Source organism: Streptosporangium sp. CA-135522 (assembly GCF_050949235.1).
GTDB lineage: Bacteria > Actinomycetota > Actinomycetes > Streptosporangiales > Streptosporangiaceae > Streptosporangium.
In genome coordinates, this window is record NZ_CP192026.1 from 4710595 (window position 1) to 4728920 (window position 18326).

Annotated in this window: 12 protein-coding genes; 6 read left to right on the forward strand and 6 right to left on the reverse strand. The window is 71.9% G+C overall.

Features of this window, described 5'->3' with window-relative positions:
• Window positions 1-173 precede the first annotated feature (173 nt).
• Complete coding sequence (locus ACQPYK_RS21910) at window positions 174-578, reverse strand: helix-turn-helix transcriptional regulator (RefSeq protein ID WP_433257927.1); 405 nt, start codon at window positions 576-578, stop codon at window positions 174-176.
• Window positions 579-634: 56 nt separating this feature from the next.
• Here ACQPYK_RS21910 and ACQPYK_RS21915 point away from each other — a divergent pair, with 56 nt between their 5' ends.
• Complete coding sequence (locus ACQPYK_RS21915; protein ID WP_433257929.1) at window positions 635-994, forward strand: hypothetical protein; 360 nt, start codon at window positions 635-637, stop codon at window positions 992-994.
• Between the two features lie 141 nt (window positions 995-1135).
• On the opposite strand, the gene ACQPYK_RS21920 is transcribed toward ACQPYK_RS21915, so the two are convergent.
• The 5 genes from ACQPYK_RS21920 to ACQPYK_RS21940 form a co-directional block, all read right to left on the reverse strand.
• Window positions 1136-1777 carry a hypothetical protein gene (locus ACQPYK_RS21920; RefSeq protein ID WP_433257931.1) on the reverse strand — a complete coding sequence of 214 codons (642 nt, stop codon included), beginning with the start codon at window positions 1775-1777 and terminating at the stop codon, window positions 1136-1138.
• 280 nt (window positions 1778-2057) lie between these two features.
• A complete protein-coding gene (locus ACQPYK_RS21925; RefSeq protein WP_433257933.1) occupies window positions 2058-5072 on the reverse strand; it encodes an alpha-mannosidase in 3015 nt (1004 codons plus the stop codon).
• A 30-nt stretch (window positions 5073-5102) separates the two neighbouring features.
• On the reverse strand, window positions 5103-6059 hold the full coding sequence (locus ACQPYK_RS21930) for a carbohydrate ABC transporter permease (protein WP_433257934.1): 957 nt from the start codon (window positions 6057-6059) through the stop codon (window positions 5103-5105).
• A gap of 1 nt (window position 6060) precedes the next feature.
• Complete coding sequence (locus ACQPYK_RS21935; RefSeq protein ID WP_433257936.1) at window positions 6061-6960, reverse strand: carbohydrate ABC transporter permease; 900 nt, start codon at window positions 6958-6960, stop codon at window positions 6061-6063.
• Entirely contained in the window at window positions 6957-8237 is a 1281-nt protein-coding gene (locus ACQPYK_RS21940; protein ID WP_433257938.1) for an ABC transporter substrate-binding protein, read from the reverse strand. The genes ACQPYK_RS21935 and ACQPYK_RS21940 overlap by 4 nt, the downstream gene beginning before the upstream one ends.
• A gap of 98 nt (window positions 8238-8335) precedes the next feature.
• Here ACQPYK_RS21940 and ACQPYK_RS21945 point away from each other — a divergent pair, with 98 nt between their 5' ends.
• From ACQPYK_RS21945 to ACQPYK_RS21965, 5 genes are all read left to right on the forward strand, one after another.
• On the forward strand, window positions 8336-9367 hold the full coding sequence (locus ACQPYK_RS21945) for a LacI family DNA-binding transcriptional regulator (RefSeq protein WP_433257940.1): 1032 nt from the start codon (window positions 8336-8338) through the stop codon (window positions 9365-9367).
• A gap of 46 nt (window positions 9368-9413) precedes the next feature.
• Window positions 9414-10634, forward strand: a complete 1221-nt coding sequence (locus ACQPYK_RS21950) for a glycoside hydrolase 5 family protein (RefSeq protein WP_433257941.1) — start codon at window positions 9414-9416, stop codon at window positions 10632-10634.
• Between the two features lie 12 nt (window positions 10635-10646).
• Window positions 10647-13193, forward strand: a complete 2547-nt coding sequence (locus ACQPYK_RS21955; RefSeq protein ID WP_433257943.1) for an endo-beta-N-acetylglucosaminidase — start codon at window positions 10647-10649, stop codon at window positions 13191-13193.
• Window positions 13194-13292: 99 nt separating this feature from the next.
• A complete protein-coding gene (locus tag ACQPYK_RS21960; RefSeq protein WP_433257945.1) occupies window positions 13293-17519 on the forward strand; it encodes an NEW3 domain-containing protein in 4227 nt (1408 codons plus the stop codon).
• The gene (locus ACQPYK_RS21965) at window positions 17516-18316 is read left to right on the forward strand and encodes a DUF7158 domain-containing protein (protein WP_433257947.1); all 801 of its coding nucleotides are present in this window, start codon (window positions 17516-17518) and stop codon (window positions 18314-18316) included. Before ACQPYK_RS21960 ends, ACQPYK_RS21965 begins: the two co-directional genes overlap by 4 nt.
• Window positions 18317-18326: the final 10 nt, after the last annotated feature.

Sequence of the window (18326 nt, forward strand, 5' to 3'; positions counted from 1 at the left end):
ACTCCACCACAGCCCGTGCCCACCACGCCGCGGGGACGGGCTGTGGTGGAGTCCACGCCGACCGGGTCGAGGCGGTCTGCCCGCGGGCGGCCGCCTCGTCGATCATGACCTGCGTCGAGCGCTGGAGGACGTCCATGGTCCGCTGTCTGCGGCCGGTTCCGGCCGCAGATTCGTCAACGGCCACCCGGGTCGGTCGGGTTCAAAGCCTCGGCCAGCTTGCGCATGGCCGAGGCCGCGCTCTGGCTCACGCTCGGCCCGAGCACCGCGAGGCTGGACATCAGCGCGGCGGCTTCTGGCAGATCCAACACGATGGCAATCGTGGAGCGGGCGGGCAGGAGGCTCACCCCGCCTCCACGGCCTTGGTGCGCGTTCAGCGGGACGCCGCTGAGTCGGAGCCGTTCCACGTCGCGGGCAACCGTCCGCGCGGACACGCCGAGGCCGCGCGCCAGCTCCCCTAGTCGTATCCGTTGGCCGTGGGCGGCGTGCAGCCATTCGATCAGCGCCTGCTGGCGCTCGACACGCCGCAGTGCCAGATGCCCGTCGCGGGAGGATGCGGCGAGCCGGGTGCCTCGGTTCACAGGTTCACCTTAAAGGTGACACCGGCTTGTCGGGTTTGGTTCCTAGCATGAGTGCCATGACAGACACCAGTGACACGGCGCACGAGTTCTTCGAGCGATACGCGGCCGCGCTCTTGGCCCGCGACGAGAAGGCGATCGCGGGCATGTATGCGGTCCCCTCGCTGATCGTGTTACCCGGCAAGTCGATCGCCGTCGGCGATGCCGGCCAGACCGAGGAGTTCTTTGCCGCGTCGTGGGGCCAATACGACGGAATCGACGCTGTTGACGGACAGATCGTCGTCATGGGGGAGGCACCGGGCAGCCTATGGGTCGATGTCACATGGTCCTATGACGGCAAGGCGCGGGAGCGCTTTTGCTACCAGCTCGTCGCAGGGCCCGACGGGTACCAGATCGCGGTGCTCACGCCCATGGCATGAGCATCGCGGTGGCGCGGTCATACGATCATCCCATCGTTGACGGGGTCGCCGGCGGTTCTGGAGCGCGTTCGGGGCGCGGGCCGGCACGGTGATCGCCGGCAGTTCCGAGTCCGCCGGTAGCGGCCGGTGACCAGCTCTTTTTCAGTCGGCGTGCTTGTCCACCGGGTCCGAGAAGCCGCCGGTCAAAGTCCAAACGAGGGTGGTATGCCCCTTCAGGGACCTATTGACGAAGGTGGCCTTCCTGCCGTGGTCGGTGACGGTGACGCGCTCCCAGCCGTCGAAGTCCTTGGTGAGGTGGTGATCCCATCTACGCAGGTCCCCCATCCCCACCGCCGCGATGGACTCCGTCGGCGGCTCGCCGTCCGCGCAGTAGAGGCCGAAGTCCGCGATCGCCGTGACCGTGCCATCGCTGGCCTGGAGCTCGATGCCCTGACAGGCAGGGGTCCTGGTGCGGTAGATCAGGCGTGGCTTGGTCCATCCGCCGGCGTTTGGAATCTGGTGCTGCTCGAAGAGTCCCTCGCCGCGCCGGTAGTGCATCGCCACCCGGCGTCCGTCCGCGAGCGTGACTTTGCCTTCGAACAAGCTGTGATCAGGACCTATGTCGCTCTCGCGCGGTTCATCGGAATGCTCGGCAGTGTCCGCGGGCGCCTTGGAACCCTCCTCGGGGGCGGGGCTCGGCGTAGATGCGTGTTCCTGCGCGGACGGGGCGATACCGTCCTGCGCGACCGGCCGTTCCTGGCCGCATGCCACCGCGGTCGCGAGCAGTGTCGTCCAGGTCAGCATCCGTATCCCCACTGAACGCATGCGTCTCACCGCCAGTGCCAACCCGGGCCTCCTCGCCTTCACCGTCAGAGCAGGACGAACGATGAGGACGATAGACCTTCGGAATCCCTGAAATCTCATCAACACCCGAAGAAGCCGGAGCGCCGGCTGCGTCCAGCCGGCCCGGATCGAGGAGCGATCGATGTAGGGCCGCAGGATCGGGGTGAGCTCCCCGCTGGAGGAGGACGTCGCCCGGCCCTCGGCGTACCGCCCACCCGGGCGGTACGCCGAGGGCGCGCGCTCAGCGGCTGAACCGCAGCGTGACCAGCTCGAACGGGCGCAGCGACACCGCCACCGACCCGTCGATCAGATCCGGCCCGTCCGCGTCGGCGAGCGGGCGCTCCAGCAGGTCGGTCACGGTGACGCCGGTGGCGGCGAAGCCGGTGGAGACGCGGGCGCGGGCCCGGCCTCCCCGGGACTCGTGGAAGCGGACGACGACGTCCCCGCTCCCGTCGTCGGCCAGCTTCACGGCGGTCACCACGACCGCGTCGTCGTCCACGGTGACCAGCGGCGCGACCTCGGCGTCGCCCGGGACCCGCCGCTCGGGCAGGTTGAGGAACCAGCCCTCGCGCACCGCGTCGCCGATCGCCGCGCCCGGCACCAGCGCGTGCCGGAACCGGTGCAGGCCCTGGTCGGTCTCGGGGTCGGGGAACCGCGGCGCCCGCAGCAGCGACACCCTCAGCGTGGTGGTCGTGCCCGGGTCGGACGCCCGCACGGTGCGGGTCACGTCATGGCCGTAGGTGGAGTCGGTGATCAGCGCCACGCCCCAGCCCGGCTCCTCCACGTGCACGAACTTGTGGTTGCACGCCTCGAACTTGGCGGCCTCCCAGCTCGTGTTGGTGTGGGTGGCGCGGAAGGCGTGGCCGTACTGGTTCTCGGAGGCGTACCGGTCGGCGTGCACGTCCAGCGGGAAGGCCAGCTTGAGGAACTTCTCGGTCTCGTGCCAGTCCACCTCGGTGCGGATGTCGAGCCGCCCGGCCTCCACGGTGAGGACCTGTGTGACCCGCGACGCGCCGAACGAGCGCACCACGCGGACCGAGCCCGGCTCCTCGCCCGGCGCGACCTCGTCGGCGTCCACCAGGTCGGTCACCGTGTTCCGGTAGAACTGGTCCACGTCCCAGGCGTCCCACATGTTGGGGAAGTCGGGGTGGATCTGCAACAGGTTGGCGGCATGCCCCGGCGCGACCGTCTCCCGCTCCGCCCGCAGGTCGTATGCCGAGACGACCAGGCCGCGGCCGTCGATCTCCACCCGGAGCAGGCCGTCGTCCAGGACGTACCCGCCCTCGCCGCGCGTGCGGAGTTCGGCGGTGAGGGCGGGGGCCGGAACCGCGGCCGCGCCGCCGGCCGGGACGCCGTTGCGGGCGTGCGGCGCCGCGTTGAAGACCAGCTCGCCGGAGCCGGGGTTCCCCGCGAGGGCCCGCTGCGCGCCGTCGATGATCTCGTTCAGCTCCGCGGCCACGGCGGCGTACGTCTTCTCGGCCTCGCGGTGCACCCAGGCGATGGAGGAGCCGGGCAGAATGTCGTGGAACTGGTGGAGCAGCACGGTCTTCCAGATCCGGTCGAGCCGCTCGTGGGGGTACTCGGACCCGACACGCGTGGCGGCGGTGGCCGCCCACAGCTCGGCCTCGCGCAGCAGCGACTCGCTGCGGCGGTTGCCCTGCTTGGTCTTGGCCTGGCTGGTGAACGTGGCGCGGTGCAGCTCCAGGTACAGCTCGCCGACCCAGACCGGCGGGGCGGGGTACTCCGCCTCGGCCTTGGCGAAGAACTCGGTGGGCGTCTCCCAGACGACGGTGGCCGACCCCTCCAGGTCCCGCAGGCGGGCCGCCTTGGCGACCATCTCACGGGTGGTGCCACCGCCCCCGTCGCCCCAGCCGGTGGGGGCCAGCGAGTGCCGGGCCACGCCCTTGTCCTTGAAGTTGCGCGCCGCGTGGGCGATCTCACTGCCCTTCATCGAGCAGTTGTAGGTGTCCACGGGCGGGAAGTGGGTGAAGATCCGGGTGCCGTCGATGCCCTCCCACAGGAACGTGTGGTGGGGGAACTTGTTGACCTGGCTCCAGGAGATCTTCTGGGTGAGCAGCCGCTTCGATCCGGCCGCCTTGATGATCTGCGGGAGCCCGGCGGCGAAGCCGAAGGTGTCGGGCAGCCACGCCTCCTCGTTCTCGACGCCGAACTCGTCGAGGAAGAAGCGCTTGCCGTGCACGAACTGCCGGGCCATGGCCTCCGAGCCGGGCATGTTCGTATCCGACTCCACCCACATGCCGCCGGTCGGGACGAACCGCCCTTCGGCCACGGCCTTGACGACCCGAGCCCAGACCTCCGGCCGGTGCTCCTTGATCCACGCCCACTGCTGCGCCTGGGACATGGCGAAGACGAACTCCGGCTCGTCCTCCAGCAGCGCGGTCATGTTGGAGGTGGTGCGGGCGACCTTGCGCACGGTCTCGCGCAGTGGCCACAGCCAGGCCGAGTCGATGTGGGCGTGCCCGACCGCGCTGATCCGGTGGGCAGAGGGCGCGGCCGGCGTGGCCAGCACCCCGGCCAACTCGGCGCGGGCGGCGGCGGCCGTGCCGTTGACGTCCTGCAGGTCGATCGCGTCGAGGGCTCGCTCGACGGCACGCAGCAGCTCCCAGCGGCGGGCGCCGTCGACAGGCAGCTCCGCCATCAGCTCGCCGAGCACCTCCAGGTCGATCACGAGCTGCCAGACGGCCTCGTCGAAGATCGTCAGGTCCATGCGGGCCAGCCGGTACTGCGGCTCGCTCCCGGCCGTCTCCTCGTCCCCGAGCTTCGTGGGCAGGAAGGGGTGGTAGTCGAGGATGACCGGGTTGGAGGCCGCCTCGATGTGCAGCCGCACCTCCTCACCACCCTGGACCGGCGCGCCGACGCGCACCCACTGGTTGCGCGGGTTGAGACCCTTCACCGGGCTGCCGTCGGGCCGGTAGACCAGACCCTCGCACTGGAAGCCCGGCATGTTCTCGTCGAAGCCCAGGTCGAGGACGGCCTCCACGGTCCGGCCCGCCCAGTCGGCGGGCACCGTGCCGGTGACCGTGAACCAGCTCGTGCCCCACGGCGCGCCCCACGCGTCACCGACCGCGATCGGTGAGGGGGAGGCCGCCAGGCCCTCGGCCACCGGCACGGGCTCGCCGGGCGCGTGCCACACGGCCACGTCCAGCGGTACGGACGCGGGGTACACCGCGGGGCGGATCCGCTCGTCGAGCACCCGCCTGAGTCGGGCTTCGACCAGCTCGCGGTCGTCATGCATGGGGAGAGACTCCTCGTTCTGGAAACCGGTTCAGCCCTTGATAGCGCCCTCTTCGACGCCGCGGAAGAAGAACCGCTGCAACGACGCGAAAAGGATCACGATGGGGATAAAGGAGATCATGGTCCCGGCCGCCGGCAGCCGGGGGTTGTTGGTGAACGTCCCGTTGAGGTACTGCAGGCCCACGGTGAGCGTGAAGTTCTCCGGGTCGTTGAGGACGATGAGCGGCCACAGGAAGTCGTCCCAGGCCCCGATGAACGCGAAGATCGTGATCACGCTCAGCATGCCTCGTACGTTCGGCAGGCCGATGCGGATCAGCCGCTGCCACGGGGTCGCGCCGTCGATGACCGCGGCCTCGTCCATCTCCTGCGGAATGGCCATGAACGCGGTGCGCATCAGCAGCACGTTGAGCATGCCGATCGCGCCGGGCAGCGCGACGCCCAGCAGCGTGTCCGCCAGGCCGAGCCCGCGCACGGTGATGTACTGCGAGATGATCGTCACCTCGCCGGGCAGCACCAGGGTGGACAGGAACCCCACCAGCAGCAGCTTCGCGCCCCGGAATCTCAGCCGGGCCAGCGCGTAGCCCGCGAGGGTCGCGCCCGCGGTGTTGCCCAGGACCACGATGACGGCCACGATCAGGGAGTTGAGCGCGTACGACCATACGGGGATGGTCTCGGTGACCTGGGCGTAGTTGTCCAGCGTGGGCTGCTGCGGCAGGAAGCTCGGGGTTTCGGTGTAGATGTCCTCGTGCAGGCTCTTCAGCGAGGTGGACAGCTGCCACAGGAACGGTGAGACCAGCAGCAGGAGCACCAGCACCAGCAGCGTGTAGCGCAGGACCAGCTCGCCCGATCCCGCCGCACCGAAGCCGCCCCGCCCTCGCCGCCGCGTACGGCCCGCGTGCCTGCCCTGCGCCGGGCCGGGCTTCGGCCGCGATCTCTCATCCGGTACGGCGTGGGGCCCGGGGTCGGCGCGTGCTGTGACGTCGGGCATGTCAGCCCGCCTTCCTGTTGAGCCGGAGCAGCAGGAGCATCGGGCCGATCGTGATGACGAGCAGCACGATGCTGAGCGCCGACGCGTAGCCGAAGTGGCCGTAGAAGCCGCGGCTGTACATCTGGATGAGCATCACGACGGACTGGGCGCGCCCGCCGGGGCCGCCGGTGCCGTTCGAGAGGACGAACAGCTCCGAGAACACGCGCAGCGCCGAGACCGCCACCATCACCGAGACCAGCAGCATCGTGTTCCGCACGCCGGGGATTGTCACGCTCCAGAACCGGCGGATCGACCCGGCCCCGTCCACGGCCGCGGCCTCGTGCAGCTCCCGCCGCACGTTCCCGAGCGCCGAGAGATAGATGATCATGTAGTAGCCGAGTCCCTTCCACACGGTCAGGGAGATGGCGCTGAACACCAGTAGCCAGCGCTCGGTGAGGAACGGGATCGGTTCGGCGATGACGCCGAGCCACTGCGCGATCCCGTTGACCAGGCCCCGGTCGTTAAGCACCCAGCTCCAGATCAGCGCGACCACCACGGCGGAGGCGACGACCGGCGTGTAGAAGGCCGTACGGAAGAACGCGATGCCCGGGATCTTCTTCTCGACCAGGATCGCCAGCAGCAGCGGCAGGACCGTGAGCAGCGGCAGGCAGACCAGCATGAACACGATGCTGTTGAGCAGCGCGTCGGCGAGCTGGGCGTCGCTCAGCACCCGGGCGAAGTTGTCCAGGCCGGTGAAGTGCCCGCCGCCCAGCGGCTTCGCGTTCGTGAACGCCAGGACGATCGTGTTGATCGACGGCCAGACGTTGAACACGAGCAGCCACAGCGTGGCGGGCGCCACCAGCGCCCAAGGCGTGAACAGGCGGCGCAGCCGCCCCGGGCGGGTCAGTGCGGGAGACGTCACTGGTTGAGCAGCTCGTTGCACTTGGCGACCGCGGCGTCGAGGGCCTCCTTGGAGGAGATCTCACCGGTGAGGGCCGCCGCGATCTGCTGCCGGATGAACTTGCTCATCGCGTCGGTGACCTCGAAGGGCTGGAGGACCTCCGCCTTGGCCAGGGAATTGAAGGCGATGACCTTGGCGTCCCCGGCGTTGGTGCCGTCGCTCTTGCTGAAGAACGGGTCGTTCGCCGAGGCCTTCGTGCTCGGGAAGATGCTCACCAGATGGGCGAACGCCGCCTGGTTCTCCGGGCTGGTCACCCAGCGGGCCAGCGCGATCGCGGCCGGCGGGTTCTTGGTCTTCTTCGAGATCGACAGGCCCTGGACGTACAGCGGCGGAATGCCGAAGTCGGAGGAGGCCACGATCTTGGGTGCGAGTGAGGGGTTCTCGTTGGCCACGCTCGTGATGTGATTGCCGCCGCCGGTGGTCCAGGCCACCGCGCCCTCGTTGAACAGCTTGGCGTTGCCGGCGTACGTGTCGGTCAGCACGTCACGCGGCATCAGCCCCTCCTTGAAGGCGGCGCGGTATTCGTCGATCACCGCGGCGGCCTCGGGGGTGTTGAAGACGAACTTCGTGCCGTCGTCGGACAGGAGCTTGACCCCCCCTTCCTTCAGGTCCCCGATCTCGGGGCGGCGGCTCATCAGCAGGACCTTGCCGCCCGACTTCTCCTTCATGATCCGGGCCTGCTCGACCAGCTCGTCGAAGGACGTCGGCGGCTTCTTCGGGTCCAGCCCGTACTTTGTCATCAACTCGGAGTTCCAGTAGTTGACGTCGGTGTTGAGGTACCACGGGTAGCCGTAGGTGCCCTGGTGGCCGCGGAACCGGTACGCGTCGAGGCCGCCCGCGACGTACTCGTCGGCCAGCTTGGAGTCCACCTGGGCGACGTCGAGCAGCATGTCCTGCTTGACCAGCGGGCGGGCGAAGTCGGGTGGCAGGTTGACGACGTCGGGCAGGGTGCCGCCCGCGGCCTGGCTGAGGACCTTGTCGGAGTAGGCGTCGGCGGGCTGGTCGAGCCACTGGACCTTCGTGCCCGGATACTTCTTCTCGAAGGCGCCGATGACGCCCTCCATGTACGTCGTGAACTTGGGCTTCAGGGCCCAGGTCTGCAGTGTGACCGTGCCCTTCACCTCGCCCGTGGCCGCCGCGGTCGGGGCGGGGGCCCCCTGCGGGTCGGCCCCACCGAGCCCGCAGCCCGAGACGACCATGACGGCTGCCACCGCCGGTCCCGTCCAGTACCTACGCATGACGCTCTCCTTGGGTGCTAAATCGCTCTAGTTGCGGGACTATTCCTCCGGCTAGACTCATGTGTCAATAGCTGAGACGAACTCGTGAAGGAGCAGTGGTGCGCCGACCGACGATCACCGACATCGCGGAGCGGGTCGGGGTTTCGAAGGGCGCGGTGTCCTTCGCGCTCAACGGACGCCCGGGGGTCGGCGAGGCCACCCGCGCGCGAATCCTGCAGGTCGCGAAGGAGATGAACTGGCGTCCGCACAGCGCCGCCCGAGCCCTGGGCGGGGCTCGGGCGGAGGCCGTGGGCCTGGTCATCGCCCGGCCCGCCAGCACCCTCGGCGTGGAGCCGTTCTTCGCCCAGTTGCTGTCCGGGCTGCAGGCGGGGCTGTCGACGCAGTCGGCGGCGCTGCACCTGCTGATCGTCGAGGACGCCGAGGCCGAGATGGAGGTCTACCGCGACTGGGCCTCCGCGCACCGGGTGGACGGGTTCGTCATGGTGGACCTCAAGGTCGGAGACCCGCGCATCGAGGTGCTGGAGGAGCTGGGGACGCCCGCGGTGGTCCTGGGCGGTCCCGGCAAGCACGGGAGCCTGTCCAGCGTGTGGGCCGACGACCGCGAGGCGATGCTGTCGGTCGTGGACTACCTGGCCGCGCTCGGCCACCGCAGGATCGCCCACGTCGCGGGCCTCCCGGCGTTCCGGCACACCCAGCGGCGCACGCGCGCGCTGCGCGACCGCGCCGGGCGGCTGGACTTGGAGGAGGCGGTATCGGTGCACACCGACTTCAGTGACTCCGAGGGCGCCGCCGCGACCCGCGCGCTGCTGTCGCGTCCCCGCCGGCCGACGGCCATCGTCTACGACAGCGACGTGATGGCACTGGCCGGGCTGGGCGTGGCGGGCGAGATGGGGATGAAGGTGCCGGACGAGCTGTCCATCGTGGCCTTCGACGACTCGGTGCTGACCCGGATCGCGCACCCCGCGATCAGCGCGCTCTCCCGCGACACCTTCGCCTTCGGCAAGCAGCTCGCCGAGGTGATTTTGGAGGTCATCGCCGAGCCGGGGCTGCGCCGGGACGTCAAGACGGCGACCCCCCGGCTGGTGGTCCGGGAGAGCACGGCGCCGCCAGGGACTTGGCAGGGTGACTAAAACGCTTTAGGCTCCGCCGGGAGATCGTTCGACCCCCGGAGGACGCGTGCCCCTGTCCGACCCCATCCGCTACGGCGCCAACTACGTGCCCTCGGCCGGCTGGTTCCACAGTTGGCTCGACCTCTCGCTCGACGCCGTTCGCCACGACTTCGAGGACCTGGCCTCGATCGGCCTGGACCACGTGCGCGTGTTCCCGATCTGGCCGTGGATGCAGCCCAACCGGGCGCTGATCCGGCAGCGCGGCGTGGACGACCTGCTGGCGCTGATCGACGTCGCCGCCGAGTTCGGCCTGTCCGTCGCCGTGGACCTGCTCCAGGGGCACCTGTCCAGCTTCGACTTCCTGCCGTCGTGGGTGCTCACCTGGCATCGGCGCAGCCTCTTCACCGACCGCGATGTGCGCGACGGCATCGCCGTGTACGCCGACCGGCTCGCCCGCGCCGTCGCCACCCGCGACAACGTGTTCGCCGTCACGCTCGGCAACGAGGTCAACAACCTCTACCCGAGCAACCCCACCACGCCCGAGGCGTCCACGGCCTGGGCCGCCGAGCTGGTCGATGTCGTGCGCGCCGCCGCGCCCGGCCTGCTCGCTCTCCACTCGCTGTACGACGCCACGTGGTACGACCCGGAGCACCCGTTCCATCCCGCCGACAACGTGGACCTCGGCGACCTGACCACGGTCCACTCCTGGGTGTTCAACGGCGTCTCCGCGATCGACGGCCCGCTCGGCCCGGCCACCGTCGGCCACGCCGACTACCTCGTCGAACTGGCCGCGGCCACCTCGCTCGACCCGGCCCGGCCCGTCTGGCTGCAGGAGATCGGCGTGCCCCTGCCCGACGTGCCCGACGCCCACGCCGCCGAATTCGTCCGCCGCACGCTCGACACGGTGACCGCCAACCCCGCCCTGTGGGGCGTCACCTGGTGGTGCTCCCACGACCTGGAACGTTCCCTCACCGACTTCCCGGAGCGGGAGTACGACCTGGGCCTGTTCACCGTGGACCACCACCCCAAGCCCGCGGCCAAGGAACTCGCGGCGATCATCGGCGAGCGCCGCCGCCGTACCGGGGAAAGGCGTCCCGCCCTGCGGTGCGACGTGGACCTGCGGACCGAGCCCGGCCGCCGGGCCGAGGTCGCGCCCGGCAGCGCCTTCCACACCGAATGGGTCCGGCTGCGCCAGACCGGACCGGTGGCCATCGTCGCCGGCGACCGCGCCGCCGACCCGGGCCACCTCACGACTCGGGGAATCGACACCGTCCTCACTCAGGAATGAGAGGGAGTCCAGATGCGACACCGCGTGTTACCCGCCTTGTGCGGGGCCCTGATCGCGACGGCCCTCGCCGCCCAGCCCGCCCTGGCCGACCTCGCGGCCCGGCCCACCTCCCCGCCCGCCGCCCCGTCCCCCTCCTCGCTCGCCGACCCGTCCCCCTCGGCCGCCCCGTCCGCTTCGTCCGCTTCGTCCACCCCGGCGGCGCCGGGCCGGTCGGGCCGCGCGGCGGTGCGGGCGGCGGGCGACCAGCCCTACGCCTCCTACTGGCACCCGAACACGATCCTGAACTGGGACCCGGGGACGGACCCGGACGCGCGGTTCAACCGGTCGCGGGTGCCGCTGCGGCCCCGCGCCTCCGACCCCGCGCTCAAGGCCAACCCGAACGCGCGCGCCGGCGAGAGCAAGGTCGCCTCGCTGGTGTCGTTCGGGCCCACCTCCGCAAACCCGTCGCAGGGTTCCCTCGACCCCAACTACTACGCCTTCACCTACTGGCAGTACATCGACACCCTGGTCTTCTGGGGCGGTTCGGCGAGCGAGGGCCTCATCCTCGCCCCCAACGCGACGGTGATCGACGCCGCGCACCGCAACGGGGTCAAGGTCTACGGCACCGTGTTCTTCCCGCCCACGGCGTACGGCGGGCAGATCCAGTGGGTGCGCGACTTCGCGCAGAAGTCCGGCTCGAACTACCCGGTCGCTGACAAACTGGTGCAGGTGGCCCAGCACTACGGGTTCGACGGCTGGTTCATCAACCAGGAGACCGCGGGCGGCGACGCCGCCCTGGCGACCGAGATCCGCTCGCTGATGAAGTACGCCCGGGCCAAGGGCCAGGTCGAGTTCATGTGGTACGACGCGATGACCGAGAGCGGCTCGGTGGCCTGGCAGGACGCGCTCACCACGGCGAACGACGCCTTCCTGAGCGACCCCGCCCGGGTTTCCGACTCGATGTTCCTGGACTTCGGCTGGGGCGCGGGCGACCTGGGGTCGTCGCGCGACCTGGCCCGCTCCCTCGGCCGGGACGAGCACGAGCTGTACGCGGGCATCGACACCGAGGCCAACGGGTACAACACCGGGGTGAGCTGGGACGCGGTGTTCCCCGCCGGTCAGCCGCACGTCACCTCGCTGGGCATCTACCGGCCCGAGTGGACGTGGAAATCCTCCTCAGGCCCGGCCGACTTCCGCACCCGCGACTCCCGGTACTGGGTGGGCGCGAACGCCGACCCGTCCAACACCGCGACCTCCTCCTCCTGGAAGGGCCTGGCGCACTACATCGCCGAGTCCACGGCCGTGACCGCGAAGCCGTTCGTCACCGGGTTCAACACCGGGCACGGCGACTTCTACAACGTCGGCGGGGCCCGCGTGCGCGCCGGCGGCTGGAACAACCTGTCGGTGCAGGACGTGCCCCCCACCTATCAGTGGGTGGTGAACTCCACCGGGACCCGGCTCACGCCGTCCATCGACTACGGCGACGCGTACGAGGGCGGCTCCTCGCTGCGGCTCACCGGGAAGCTCGACGCGGCCAACACCGTGCGGCTCTACCAGGCGAAGCTGCCGGTGACGGCCGACACCAAGCTGTCCGTCGTGGTCAAGACGCCCGCCGCGGGCCCGACCCACCTGAAGGCGGCCGTCGCGTTCACCGACGCGCCGGGCACCTTCACCACGTTCGACCTGGGGTCCACGAGCGGCACCGGCTGGGAGCGGAAGACGCTGGACCTGTCGGCGCACGCCGGCAAGACCATCGCCCAGCTCGGCCTGCGCGCCGAGGGCTCCGCCGCCTCCTACGACATCCGGGTCGGGCAGCTCGCCGTGTACGACGGAGCCGTGGACGCGCCCGCCGCGCCCTCCGGTCTCCAGGTGCTCGGCACGACCGACGTGTCCCCCTCCCGCAAGTCGCTGCGCCTGGCCTGGACCGCCGCCGGTCCCGGATCCGGCCAGGTCCACCACTACGACGTCTATCGCCGCAACGCCGACGGCTCCCGGACGTACCTGGGTGCGACCCCGAACGACGCGTACTTCGTGCCGCAGCTCGACCGAGCCGGCGCGGAGACCAGCACGACGATCGAGGTCGAGGCCGTCTCCACCGAGTACGGCCGGTCGGCCGCCGCGACCGCGACGGTCGCCTGGTCGGGTGAGCCGGGGGAGGAGAACCGCGCGCTCGGCCGTCCGGCGACCGCCTCCGGGCAGTGCAACGCGAACGAGGGTCCGGCCAAGGCCGTCAACGGCAGCGTCACCGGCGGGAACTCTGACAAGTGGTGCACGCTCACCGCGGACAGGTGGCTGGAGGTGGACCTCGGCGAGGCCCGCTCCCTGACCCGGTTCGTGGTCCGGCACGCGCAGGCCGGCGGGGAGTCCGCGGCGTTCAACACCCGGGACTTCACCATCCAGGTGCGCTCCGCCGCCTCGGAGGAGTGGAAGACCGCGGTGACCGTCACCGGCAACACGGCGGCCACCACCACCCACCCGGTCACCCTCACCGCCCGCCACGTCAGGCTGTCCATCACCAAACCGACCCAGAACACCGACTCCGCCGCCCGGATCTACGAGTTCGAGGCGTGGGGGAAGTAGCGCGGTAACGTGCCCCATCAGGCCGGTCGCACCGCCGGGTTCCCGGCGGTGCGACCGGCCGCCGACCACGTGGGTCACCGACCCGCAGAGAGGAATCCCGTGTCAGTCACCATCGTCTCCGTGGAGTCCACGGACCTGTTCGCGGGCACCGAGGACGCCCCGCGCCAGGTGCTGCGCGTGACACTCGACGGCCCGCCCGCGCGGGTCGCCGTCACCGGCCCCGGCGTGACGGGCGAGGCCGAGGGCTCCGGCGAGGTCGAGGTCCCCCTGGAGATCGCCGACCCGGTCTCGGGGGCCCGGCTGCCGGTCATGGTGACGGCGGGCGACGCGCGCGCCGAGGGCGTGGTCGTCGTGACCGAGCCCGGCTGGACGATGTTCATGGTCTCGCACTTCCACTACGACCCGGTGTGGTGGAACACGCAGGCGGCATACACCTCGCCCTGGGAACTGCTGTCGGGGGACGCCACCACCCGGCCGCTGTGGGAGCGCAACGGCTTCGCGCTGGTGGACGCGCACCTGGACCTGGCGCTGCGCGACCCGGTCTACAAGTTCGTGCTGGCCGAGATCGACTACCTCAAGCCGTACTTCGACGTGCACCCCGAGCGCCGCGCCGACCTGCGGCTGCTGATGGAGCGCGGGCAGGTCGAGCTGGTCGGTGGGACGTACAACGAGCCCAACACCAACCTGACCGGGGCCGAGACCACGATCCGGAACATCGTGTACGGCATCGGCTACCAGCGTGACATCCTGGGCGGGGAGCCGGCGACGGCGTGGCAGCTCGACGCGTTCGGGCACGACCCGCAGTTCCCGGGATACCTCGCGGCGGCCGGGCTGACCGGGAGCGCCTGGGCGCGCGGGCCGTTCCACCAGTGGGGGCCGATCCAGAAGAACTTCCGCGAGGCCAAGGACGACGCCACGGTCATGCAGTTCCCGAGCGAGTTCGAGTGGATCTCCCCGTCGGGACTCGGGGTGCTGACGCACTTCATGCCGCACCACTACTCGGCGGGCTGGTGGATGGACTCCTCCGCCGACCTGGCCACCGCCGAGCAGGCCGTCTACGAGCTGTACCGCAAGCTCAAGCCGGTCGGGGCGACGAGAAACCTGCTGCTGCCCGTGGGCACCGACTACACCCCGCCGAACAAGTGGGTCACCGAGATCCACCGCTCCTGGAACGCCCGCTACGTCTGGCCGCGCTTCGTCTGCGCCACCCCGCGCGACTTCCTCGACGCGGTCCGGGCCGAGCTGGCGGCCTCCGGGCGGCGGCCCAGCCCGCAGACCCGGGACATGAACCCGATCTACACGGGCAAGGACGTCTCCTACATCGACACCAAGCAGGCGCAGCGGGCGGGCGAGGTGGCCGCGGTGGACGCGGAGAAGCTCGCCACCCTCGCCGCGCTCGAAGGGTTCGGGACCTACCCCGAGGCCGCCCTGGACAAGGTCTGGCGGCAGCTCGCCTACGGCGCGCACCACGACGCGATCACCGGGAGCGAGTCCGACCAGGTCTACATCGACCTGCTGTCGGGCTGGCGCGAGGCGTACGACCTGGCGACCGCCGTACTGGACGCCTCGCTCGAGTCGCTGGTCGCCCGCGTGGACACCACCGGCGAGGGCGTCGCGGTCGTCGTCGCGAACACCCTGTCCTTCGACCGGTCGGCGCCGGTGGCCGTACGGCTGCCCGCCGGGCTCGACGGCGGACGGGTGCTCGACGACGCCGGCGCGGAGGTGCCGTGCGTCATGGACCGGGGGACCCTGCGGTTCCTGGCCGAGGACGTGCCCGCGACCGGCTGGCGCACCTGGCGGCTGCTGCCCGGCTCGCCGGGCGCGGAGCCCGTGTGGACTCCCGCCGCCGGCGTGACGATCGAGAACGCCCGCTACCGCGTCACCGCCGACCCCGAGCGCGGCGGCGGCCTGTCCGGGGTGTTCGACAAGAAGGCGGGGCGAGAGCTGGTCCGGGAGGGATGCGTCGGCAACGAGCTGCGCGTCTACGAGGAGTACCCGGCCCATCCCGACTTCGGTGAGGGCCCCTGGCACCTGGTGCCCAAGGGCCCGGTCGTCGGCGCGGCGCAGGGCGCCGCCCGGGTGCGCCGCGAGACCTGCCCGCTCGGCGAGCGCCTGGTGATCACCGGGACGGTGGACGGCATCGGTTACGAGCAGACCGTCACGCTCTGGGACGGCGTGGACCGGGTGGACCTCGGCACCCGCGTCCTCGACTACAGCGGGGCGGACCGGCTGCTGCGGCTGAGCTTCCCCGCCGACCTTCCCGGCGCGCTCCCGGTGAGCGAGGTGGCCGGGGCCGTGGTCGGGCGCGGGTTCGCCCTGCCCGACGTGGACGCCGCCGAGGCGCCGTGGACCCTCGACAATCCCGCCAACACCTGGTTCGGCCTGGGCTCCACCGCCCGCGTCACCCTCACCGGCACCGACGGCCGTTCCCTGGGGGACCGGGCGCTCGGGGTCGCAGAGGTGGTCGTGCCCGCGCTGGACGACGCCGCCGGCGTCCGCGACCTGCTCGTCGCGCTGGTCCGGGCCGGGGTCACCGCGACCACGGCGAGCGCCGACTGGTCCCGATACGGTTGGCTCGACGTGGACTCCAACCTCCCCGACTTCCGGATCATGATCGGCGGGCCGGAGGAGAACGACGCGGTGCGCGAGCTGCTGGAGAGCGCCGGGACGGCCTATGCCGAGGCCCTGGAGCGGGACGGGCGCGTCTGGGTGCCGGCCGCGCGGCCGCTGCGCGAGGTCTGGCGGCCCAACGCCGACCTGCGCGACCTGCGCGCACTGCCCGCCCTGGTCACCACCGACCCCGCGGCGCTGACCGCCGACCTCGCCGACGCCCGCGTGAGCGTCGCCTGCCCGGGGGAGGTCCCGGAGTCCGAGCTGCTCACCGACCACACCGTCGCGCTGCTCACCTACGGCCTGCCGGGCTTCGCCGTCGATCCGGCCGGGACGCTGCACCTGTCGCTGATGCGCTCGTGCACCGGCTGGCCGTCCGGCGTGTGGATCGACCCGCCCCGCCGTACGCTGCCCGACGGCGCGGGCTTCCAGCTCATGCACTGGACCCACGAGTTCCGCTACGCGCTGGTCTCCGGCGAGGGCGACTGGCGCACGCTGACGCTGCCCGCCCAGGGGCAGGAGTTCAACCACCCGCTGTACGCCGTGGTCGCCGAGCCGCACCCGGGCCCGCTGCGGCCGGCCCGGTCGTACCTGCGGGTCCAGCCCGCCCGCGAGGTGCTGGTCGGTACCCTCAAGCCGGTCGGCAACCCGACCGCGCACGGATCGGCCGCCGCTGCGGACCCGGCGTCCGGCGTGACCGTCCGCCTGATGGAGTCCACCGGCCACGGCCGCGACGCCACCCTCTCCGGCGCGCTCGCCCTCACCGAGGCGTACCGTGCCGACCTGCTCGAACGCCGGGGCGAACCCGTCCCGGGCGCCATCGCGCTGACCGGCGCCGAAGTCGCCACCGTGATCGCCGTGCCCGGCCTGCCGTCGCACGCCGCCGCCGACGCGGGCGTGCCGCCGTACGGCGGGGCGGTGCTGGGGCCGGTGGCAGAGGCGGCGCAGCCGGTGCACTCGCGATATTGGCTGCACAACCGGGGGCCGGCGCCGATGGGGTACCTTCCGGTGAGCGTCGCGGCCTCACCGGGGCTCGTGCGGACCGAGGGGGAGCCGGCCGAGGTGTCGGTGGTGCTCTCCTCGCACCTGCTCGACGCCGAGGTGGAGGGGGCCGTGGAGATCCTCGCGCCCGAGGGCTGGACGGCGAGCCTGACGCGGCGGCCGTACCGGCTGGCGGCGGGCGGACACCTGCGGTTCCCGGTGACGGTCACCCCGCCGGAGGGCGTGGAGCCGGGGATGTACTTCGCCGCCGCCCGGCTCGAGCACGACGGCCAGACCGTCGAGGACGTGGTCACGATCGCGGTCGGCGACCTGCCCGGCGTGCTGCCCGTGCCCGGCGACGTTCCCGAGGACTGGGTGGCCGCGCAGGGCGGCAAGGACAACCCCGGCCGCGACACCGGCCTGTCGGTGGATGCGACCGCGCAGTCGGTGCGCGTCGCCCCCGGCGGCCGGGCCGTGCTGGGGCTCACGCTGCGCAACCGCACCTGCGGCGAGATCCGCGGCGAACTTCAGCTCGTCTCACCCTGGGGCACCTGGGACCTGATCGCCGACCCGGTCCGCGGGTTCGTCCTCGCGGCGGGGGAGACCGCCACCGCCGAGTTCGAGGTGGCCGCGCCGCGCGACGCCGACCCCGGCTCCTCCTGGGCCCTGGTCAAGGTCATGTGGTACGGCCGCTGCCAGTACGCCCCGACCGTCGAGCTGGTGGTGGCCCCGTGACGAGCGGTCACCACCACGGGCGCAGGCACGGGCACGGGCATCCAGTCCCCGGGTACGCGCCCGTCACCGGGGAGTCGGTCGCGCCCGGCGTGGGTCCGCTGCTCGGCTGGCTCGACGGCAACCCCCTCCCGCGCGCCGAACTGGACCGGCGGCTCGGCGCCCTGCGGGCCGGGCCCCGGTCCACGGCGCTCCCCGCGCCGGGCACGGCCGAGGACCGGCAGCTCACGCGCTGGGTGGCCCAGGTCGTGCTGACCGAGGAGCTGTGCGCCGCCGAGGCCGCCGCGCGCGGGCTCGACCCCGGGGGCGCCCCGCCGGTCCGGCTCGACCAGCGGGCCGCCGTCGAGCTGGGCTCCATCGCCGCGGCGGCGTACGAGGGCAACGCGGCCGTCCGCGCCGTGTACGAGGCCGTCACCGCCGGCGTCGCCGTCGCCCCGGCGGAGGCGGCAGCCTACCGGGAGTCCACCGCGCGGCCGCCCGCCGGGCCGGTCTGGCGGCTGCGCACGCCGGACGGCGAATTCGACGCCGAGCCGGGTTCGCTGCCCGCGGACCTGGCCGGGGCGCTGGGCTCCGCCGTACCGAGCCAGACCGTGACGGCCGGCCCCTGGACCGCCACCCTCGTCGCCCGCCGCGAGCCGGAGCCGGACCCGCCCGGCCCCGCGGACGGCCTCCTCGACGCCGCGCGCCGGCTGGCGTTCGTGCGGTGGCTCGACCACGCGCGCGCCCACCGGCTGCGGCTGGTGCCGGGGCTGGAGCACCCCGGCGACCCCGCGCAGCCCGACAACCACCATCGCCACTGACGGAGAACCC